Raw genomic sequence first — 7,221 nt, 5'->3', positions numbered from 1 at the left:
CCCAGTGCTCGGCCAGCGCACGCGCCAGCGTGGTCTTGCCCACGCCGATCGGGCCTTCAAGGACGACATGCCTGAAGCGCATGGCCGCATTCCGTCTCGGGTGTCCCGCGCCGCTCATGTCCATCATTCAGACAATGTTGGAGGCGATCGGCGGCAGCATAGTCTGCACCGGGATCCGTAGCGAGGAAAGCGACAAGGCGAGAAGGGCGACAGCCGAAGTGGCTCGCGATTATCCAGGGCAGTCCACGCGCCTCATCGGAAACTCGACCGCGCGCGTGCGACCGCGCCGCTCGCCCTCGATGCGCGCCAGCAGCGAGCCGTCGCCAAGCAGCCGGTAGCTGATGCGCTGCGGAAAGTCATGCAGCGGGTTCTCGAACACGATGCCATCGGCGTGCGCACTCGCGGCCCGGAACGACACGCTCGCTTGCCCCGACGGCCGGGCGGTGTAGACCAGCGCACCGCCTTCTTCGCGAATCAACATCTGCTCGTGCTCGACCAACTTGCCGCCGCGCACCATGCGGCCCATGCCGAGCATCACGCCGGCGCGCGGCGCCATCCATTGCTCTTCAAAGCGTTGCAGCGGCTCGTCCGCGCGCTCGCCCGCCCAGCAGCCCGCCAGCCAGGCCAGGGCGTCGAGCGAGCCAACGTCCTGCGCCCAGGCGGCCGGCGAGGCCAGCGTCAAGACGAGCGCGACGAGGCGGCAAAGACTGCGGTGCATCGCCTTGCTTCCGGGGTGTTGCTCAAGCGGCGCTCAGGTGCACGGCGCGCCATCGTGCGGCGTTGGCGCCAGTCGCTCGATACGCTGGCCGGCCACGGCCGCGGCATGCGCCGCCAACGGCCCGAGGCCGGGTGCTGCAAGCAGGGGCGCCAGCTCGAGCAAGGGCAGCAGCACGAAGGCGCGCTGGTGCAGGCGCGGATGCGGCAAGGTGAGCGTGGGCGTGTCGACGACGGCATCGCCGTGCAACAGCAAGTCGAGATCGAGCGTGCGCGGCGCGTTGCGGTAGGGCCGCTCGCGGCCATGCGCCGCTTCGATCGCCTGCAGCGACGCCAGCAGCGCGGCGGGCGCCAGCGCGGTGTCGAGCGCGGCCACGGCGTTGAGGTAGTCGGGGCCGCTGGAGTCGATCGGCGCGGTGCGGTAGATCGACGACGTTGCCACGAGCCGGCCGTGCGGCAAGGCCGCGATCGCGGCCAGCGCCTGCCCGAGCGTGGCACGCGGATCCCCCAGGTTGGCGCCCAGCCCGACATAGGCCCGCGTCGGCCCGGCCATGTTCAGCCCGTGCTGTCGAGCGCCGCCGTGCCCGGGCCCGCTGCGTCGTCGCTGGCGCCGCCCTCACCGGCCGGCTTGCGCCGTCGGCGGCGGCGCTTGCGGGCCGCCGGGTCTGCGACGGCCTCGCCCGCGGCGGTCGCAGCACTGCCGGATGCGGAAGCGACGTTGCCGTGGGCGGCCGCAGTGCGGCCCGAAGCGACCGCCGAGGGGCCCGACGCACGGCGCGCCTGCTGCTCGCGCTCACGCGCTTCTTCGAGCAAGGCGCGGCGCTCCTCGTCGCTGCCGAGCGAAAAGTCTTCCCACCATTCCGCCAGCTCGACCGGCGTCTCGCCGCAATCGGCGCGCAGGCGCAGGAAGTCGAAACCGGCACGAAAGCGCGGCTGGTCGACCAGCGCGAGCGGCGTGGCGCCGCTGCGGCGCTCGAAGCGCGGCTGCATCATCCAGATCTCGCGCATGTCGGCACCGAGCTTGCCGCGCCCGGAGATGTCGCCCACGCGGGCGTCGAACACGGTGTCGATGGCCTGCTGCAGCGCCGGGAACGGCGGCTCGCCATGGGCCTTGAGCCGCTGCCAATGCGCCAGCACTTCATGCCACAGCAGGCAGGCGAGCAGGAAGCTCGGCGCCACCGACTTGCTCTCGGCCACACGCCGGTCGGTGTCGGCCAAGGCAGCGTCGATGAAGGCGGCGCGCGCCGGATGCTTCTCGGCGTCGGCCAGTACCGCGTCGAGCAGCGGGAAGATGCCGCGCTCGCCCTTGCCGATGCCAGTCCCGGTGCCCAGCAGGCCGTGCTTCTTCAACTGCTCGATGGAAGCGCGCGAATGGCCGGTCTGCAACAGCTTGAACAGCTCGTCAAACAGCCGCGAGGCCGGCACCGCCTCGAGCAGCGCCGCACAGTCCTTCATCGGCGCACGCGTCTTGGGCTCGACCTCGAAGCCCAGCTTGGCGGCAAAGCGCACCGCGCGCACGATGCGCACCGGGTCTTCGCGGTAGCGCGCCAGCGGGTCGCCGATCATGCGCAAGAGGCGCTTCTTGGCGTCGGCGATGCCGCCGTGATAGTCGACCACCACCTGGGTGCGCGGGTCGTAGTAGAGCGCGTTGACGGTGAAGTCGCGGCGCTCGGCGTCTTCATGCTGCGGGCCCCAGACGTTGTCGCGCAGCACACGGCCGGTGGCGTCGACGACGTGGCTCTTGCCCGACAGCTCGGCACGCGAGGTCTTCTCGTTGCCCGCCACCTGCTCGGCCGCCGCGGCGTCGAGGTAGGCGCGGAAGGTGGAAACCTCGATCACCTCGTGATCGCGCCCCCGGCCATGCACCACGTGGACGATGCGAAAGCGCCGCCCGATGATGAAGGCGCGGCGGAACAGGCCCTTGACCTGCTCCGGCGTGGCGTCGGTGGCGACGTCGAAATCCTTGGGCCGCAGGCCCAGCATCATGTCGCGCACCGCGCCGCCGACGATGAAGGCCTCGTGCCCGGCCTCCTGCAAGGTGGACACGACCTTGAGCGCACGCTCGTCGACCAGCGCCGGGTCGATGCCGTGCTCGCTGGCCGGCACGTCCATGCGCTTGGCAGCCTTGCGGCGCGCCGGCTTGGCGGCGTCGCCGTCGCCCTTGCCGAGCAGCTTGTTGATGAATCGCTTGATCATGGGGTGGGAAAGAGCCTCAGTAGGGGCCAGCCGCGCTGGCGGGCGATCGCCTCGAGCGCCGCCGAGGGGTTGGTGGCCACCGGGTGCGTGGCCAGCTCGAGCAGCGGCAGGTCGTTGGGCGAATCGCTGTACACCGTCACACGCGGGAAGTCTTGCACACCGAGGCCCCGGCCCGCCAGCCATTGCGCCACACGCACCGTCTTGCCTTCGCGAAACGAGGGCACGCCGTGGATGCGGCCGGTGACGCGCCCGCAGTCGTCGCGCTCGAGTTCGACCGCGATCAGCGTGTCCACGCCCAGCGCGGCAGCGATCGGCCGGGTGACGAACTCGTTGGTCGCGGTGACGATGGCCATCAGATCGCCCTGGCGACGGTGCTGGTCGACCAGCGCCAGCGCCTCGGGCCGGATCGCCGGGGCGATGCATTCGCGCATGAAGCGTGCGTGCGCCGCGTCCTGCTCGGCCACCGGGCGCTCGCGCCAGGAGCGCGTGGCGAACTCGATGTACGCGTCGAGGTCGAGCGTGCCGCGCTGGTACTGCAGGAAGAAGGCGTCGTTGATCTCGCTCTGGCGCTGCCCGTCGGCCCAGCCGAGCGAGACCACGAACTTGCCCCAGGCGTGGTCGGAGTCCAGCGGCAGCAGCGTGTGGTCGAGGTCGAACAGGCAGAGGTTCATGGCTTGCCCGGCCCCGGTTGCTGCGCGAGCATTTGTTTGAGCAGCGGCACGGTCACCGCGCGCTGGTGACTCAGCGAAAAATCGTCGAGCGCGTCGAGCAAGGCCATCAGCGAACCCAGGTCGCGCGCAAAGCGGGTGAGCAAGTAGCCGATCACCTCGTCCGCAAGCGCGATGCCGCGGCGCTCGGCCTCGCACCGCAGAGTGGCAGCCACCTCGGCTTCGGCGAGCGGCTGCAAGGCGAACACCAGCCCGCCGCCCAGCCGCGTGCGCAGGTCTTCGCGCAGCGGCAGATCGACCGGCGGCAGCCGGCCGGCCGCGAGCACCATCGCGCCGTGCGTCGCCGCCTCGACGAACAGGGCGAACGCCGCGTGCTGCCGGGCCGCGTCGTAGCGCTCGCAGGCGTCGAGCAGCACGAGCTGCGTGCCGTCTTCCCAGCGCCAGGGCGTGGGCATCGACGCGGTGAAGCGCAAAGCAAGCGCGCCGCGCTCCTCGGCCGCACGCCATGCCGCGCACAGCAGATGGCTCTTGCCGGCCCCAGCCGGCCCCCACAGGTAGAGCGAGCCCGCGGCCGCGCGCAGCGCCGCGAGTGCGGCGGCGTTGTCGCCCGCCACGAAAGTCTTGAAGCTCTGCGCCGGGCCGGGCCCGAGCCGCAGGGGTAGTTGCTGGGTGATCGGACCTGCCCCCACGGCGCTCGCAGGCGCCTGCCCACCGGGGGGGCGGTTCGCATCTCGGGGCGGCCCTTCAATGCTCACTTGCGGTACAGCGCGCTGGCAAGGTAGACCGTCTTGAGCCGGCGCAACGCCACCACGCCGACGGCGCTGACCGGCAGCGCGACGAGCACGCCGATAAAGCCGAACAGCTGGCCGAAGGCGAGCAAGGCGAAGATCACCGTGATCGGGTTCAGGCCGATGCGCTCGCCCACCAGCCGTGGCGTCAGGTAGAAACTCTCCACCACCTGCCCGAGACCGAACACCACGGCCACGGCGATGGCGGTGTAGGCGGCGCCGAACTGGAGCAGGCCGGTCAAGGCCGCCAGCACCAGACCGAAGCCGAAACCCAGGTAGGGAATGAACACCGCCAGGCCGGTGAACACGCCCACCGGCACCGCCAGGTCGAAGCCGAACAAGGCCAGCCCCACGCTGTAGAACACCGACAGGATGCCCATCACCAACAGCTGCCCGCGCAGGTACTGACCGAGCATGTGGTCGCATTCGGCGACGAAGCCGTCGAAGGCCGGGCGCACGCGCGGCGGCACCAGCGATTGAGCGCGATCCACCAGGCCGGCCCAGTCGACCAGCACATAGAACAGCAGCACCGGCAGCAACACCGCGGCGCCCAGCAGGCCGAGCGCGAAGCTGCCGCCGATGCGCAGCGAATCGAGCGCGGCCTTGGCCAGGCTTTCGGTGTTGTCGCCGAGCTGCGCGATGAGCAGCTCCTTGATACCGGCCACGTCGAGCGAGATGTCAATGCCCAGCGGTGCCAGCATGGGCGCCAGCCAGGCGTCGAGCCGGGTCAGCAGCAGCGGGATCTGCTCGCGCAGGGTCGGCAGCTCGCGCAGCACGATCGGCACCACCAGCAAGAGCAGCGCCAGCGCGGTCACCAAGGCCAGCACCTCGACCAGCAGCGCCGCCAGCGCCCTGGGTACGCGCCGACGAACCAGACGGTCGACCAGGGGATGCAGGGCATAGCCCAACACACCGGCAACCACAAAGGGCGTCAGCACCGACCCCAGCAACCACAGGGCGAGCACGGTGGCGATGGCAATGCCGAGCCAGGCCATGCCTTGGGTTTGCGCGGAAGTCAGGGGCATGCGGGAGCGGCGGGATCGCGCCGCAGGGGCGCGGCGGGGCGAGTTTATCGGGCGAGGCGCTGGGGCTGCCGGCGGCCCGGATCGGCGCGCTGCGGCCTTGCCGCGCACGCGGGCGCTGCGGCTCAATGCAGCCGGGGTCGGCCCTGCATGCGGAGTTCGACGGCCCGCTTGGCGACGGGCGCGCGATCGTCGGCGCGCGGGCTGTGGGCGAGGTAGGCCTCCAGGTCGTCGGCAGCGGCCAGGAAGAAGCCCAGCTCGGCCTGCACCAGGCCGCGGTCGCGACGCTCGTCCCACTCGCGCGGCAACAGCCGCACCAGCCGCTCCTGCACTGCCAGCAGCCGCGGCCAGTCTTGCGCCGAGCGGTGGATTTCCTTGAGGTTGCGCAGCATGCGCGCGATCACCTCGCGCGGCGATGCCGGCTGCAAGAACAGGCCGAGCGGCATGTCGAACTCGCCCATCAGGCCCTGGCGGCGCTTGTAGGGCACGAGCCGCTCGTCGAGCTCGTCGCGCGACAGCGAATGCCCGGTAAAGGGGTCGATGACGACCTCGCCCTGGGGCATCTTCACCTTGACCAGGAAGTGGCCCGGGAACGACACCGCGCGCGCCGTCAGGCCGATCTGCCCGGCCAGCTCCAGGTAGATCACCGCCAGCGAAATCGGGATGCCGCGGCGGGTGCGCAGCACTTCGTGGATGTAGCTGTTGGCGCTGGCGTAGTAGTCGTTGACATTGCCGCCAAAACCCCATTCCTGGAAAAAGCGATGGTTGAGCAAGCGCAGCTTCTGCACCGGCATGGCGTCGGGCGGAATGCGGCGCCTGAGCTTGTCGGCCAGGGTGTCGATATCGGCCAGCACCGCCTGCGTGTCCAGGCGCGGGTGCTCGTCCTGCGCGAGCGCGACCGCCGTTTCGGTGAGCGCGAAACTGGCGTCCTCGGCGACCAGCGTGTCGAAGTACTCCAGCGCGGTCGGCACCTCGATGGGAAACGGTGCAGGCATGGCGCCAAGTTTAGGCGACGCGCCGCAGCATCTTTGCGGCCATTGCCTCAGGCGCGACGCGAAAAGTCACGCGGACGCAATCCGAGCAGCAGCAGCAGGCCGAAGTAGAGCGCCGCCGCCGCGAGCAGCACGCCGGCCAGCGCCCCCGCGCGCTGCAGCTCACGGCTGCCGAACGCAACCCAGTCGAGCGCCTCTGCCGCCCACGCGAGGCCGGCGCCCATCGCCAGGCTGGCGATGCCCACCTTCAGGGCGAACATTGGCCAGCCCGGCGCCGGCCACCAGCTGCCGCGGCGGTGCAGGCCGATCAGCAGCCACAGCGCATTGACCAGCGCCGCGCAGCCTATCGACAGCGCCAGGCCGGCATGGCCGAGCACGGGCACGAACGCGAGATTGAGCAACTGCGTGAGCACCAGCACGACGATGGCCACCTTGACCGGCGTGCGGATGTCCTGCTTGGCATAGAAGCCCGGCGCCAGCACCTTGAGCGCCACCAACCCGACGAGGCCGACCCCGTAGCCCATGAGTGCCACGACCGTCTGCTGCACGTCATTGGCGCCGAATGCGCCGCGGTGGTAGAGCACGGCCACCAGCGCACGCGGAAACACCAGCAGCGCCACCGCGCACGGCAGCGCCAGCAGCAGCACCAGGCGCAGGCCCCAGTCGAGCAAGGCCGAATAACGCGCCGAGTCGCCCTGGGCCTGCGTGGCCGACAGCTGCGGCAGCAGCACCACGCCGAGCGCCACGCCGAGCAGCGCGGTCGGAAACTCCATCAGCCGGTCGGCGTAGGTCAGCCACGACACGGCGCCCGCGCCGATCTGCGTGGCAATCTGGGTGTTGA

The 7,221-nt window shown here is 70.8% G+C and carries 9 protein-coding genes; all 9 read right to left on the bottom strand.

Annotated features, from left to right (window positions below; genetic code table 11):
• On the bottom strand, positions 1 to 82 hold an 82-nt coding region (locus RMO12_RS11230), incomplete at its 3' end, for an AAA family ATPase (protein WP_309639348.1).
• Positions 83 to 229: 147 nt separating this feature from the next.
• A complete protein-coding gene (locus RMO12_RS11225; protein WP_309639347.1) occupies positions 230 to 718 on the bottom strand; it encodes a DUF6265 family protein in 489 nt (162 codons plus the stop codon).
• A gap of 33 nt (positions 719 to 751) precedes the next feature.
• Positions 752 to 1,267: a 2-amino-4-hydroxy-6-hydroxymethyldihydropteridine diphosphokinase gene (folK, locus tag RMO12_RS11220; protein WP_309625225.1), complete on the bottom strand. Its 516-nt coding sequence runs from the start codon at positions 1,265 to 1,267 to the stop codon at positions 752 to 754.
• A 2-nt stretch (positions 1,268 to 1,269) separates the two neighbouring features.
• Positions 1,270 to 2,910, bottom strand: coding sequence for a polynucleotide adenylyltransferase PcnB (gene pcnB / locus RMO12_RS11215; RefSeq protein ID WP_309639346.1), 1,641 nt, complete (start codon positions 2,908 to 2,910; stop codon positions 1,270 to 1,272).
• Positions 2,907 to 3,581: an HAD family hydrolase gene (locus RMO12_RS11210; RefSeq protein WP_309625227.1), complete on the bottom strand. Its 675-nt coding sequence runs from the start codon at positions 3,579 to 3,581 to the stop codon at positions 2,907 to 2,909. Before RMO12_RS11210 ends, pcnB begins: the two co-directional genes overlap by 4 nt.
• Entirely contained in the window at positions 3,578 to 4,267 is a 690-nt protein-coding gene (hda, locus tag RMO12_RS11205; RefSeq protein WP_309639345.1) for a DnaA regulatory inactivator Hda, read from the bottom strand. Before hda ends, RMO12_RS11210 begins: the two co-directional genes overlap by 4 nt.
• A 62-nt stretch (positions 4,268 to 4,329) precedes the next feature.
• Positions 4,330 to 5,391, bottom strand: a complete 1,062-nt coding sequence (locus RMO12_RS11200) for an AI-2E family transporter (protein ID WP_309639344.1) — start codon at positions 5,389 to 5,391, stop codon at positions 4,330 to 4,332.
• Between the two features lie 122 nt (positions 5,392 to 5,513).
• Positions 5,514 to 6,383, bottom strand: coding sequence for a tetratricopeptide repeat protein (locus tag RMO12_RS11195; RefSeq protein ID WP_309639343.1), 870 nt, complete (start codon positions 6,381 to 6,383; stop codon positions 5,514 to 5,516).
• A 47-nt stretch (positions 6,384 to 6,430) separates the two neighbouring features.
• Positions 6,431 to 7,221 (bottom strand): lipid II flippase MurJ (gene murJ / locus RMO12_RS11190; protein WP_309639342.1); only part of this gene is annotated, 791 nt, incomplete at its 5' end.

It is taken from the genome of Methylibium sp. (assembly GCF_031393925.1).
Classification (GTDB): Bacteria; Pseudomonadota; Gammaproteobacteria; order Burkholderiales; family Burkholderiaceae_C; genus Methylibium.
The sequence above is the reverse complement of the archived record's forward strand: the minus strand, read 5'-3'. Positions and strand labels throughout refer to the sequence as shown.

Bases quoted from the DNA above. Each gene is read 5' to 3' on its own strand.
- RMO12_RS11225 (WP_309639347.1), bottom strand. From the start codon at position 718: ATGCACCGCAGTCTTTGCCGCCTCGTCGCGCTCGTCTTGACGCTGGCC.
- folK (WP_309625225.1), bottom strand. From the start codon at position 1,267: ATGGCCGGGCCGACGCGGGCCTATGTCGGGCTGGGCGCCAACCTGGGG.
- pcnB (WP_309639346.1), bottom strand. From the start codon at position 2,910: ATGATCAAGCGATTCATCAACAAGCTGCTCGGCAAGGGCGACGGCGAC.
- RMO12_RS11210 (WP_309625227.1), bottom strand. From the start codon at position 3,581: ATGAACCTCTGCCTGTTCGACCTCGACCACACGCTGCTGCCGCTGGAC.
- RMO12_RS11200 (WP_309639344.1), bottom strand. From the start codon at position 5,391: ATGCCCCTGACTTCCGCGCAAACCCAAGGCATGGCCTGGCTCGGCATT.
- RMO12_RS11195 (WP_309639343.1), bottom strand. From the start codon at position 6,383: ATGCCTGCACCGTTTCCCATCGAGGTGCCGACCGCGCTGGAGTACTTC.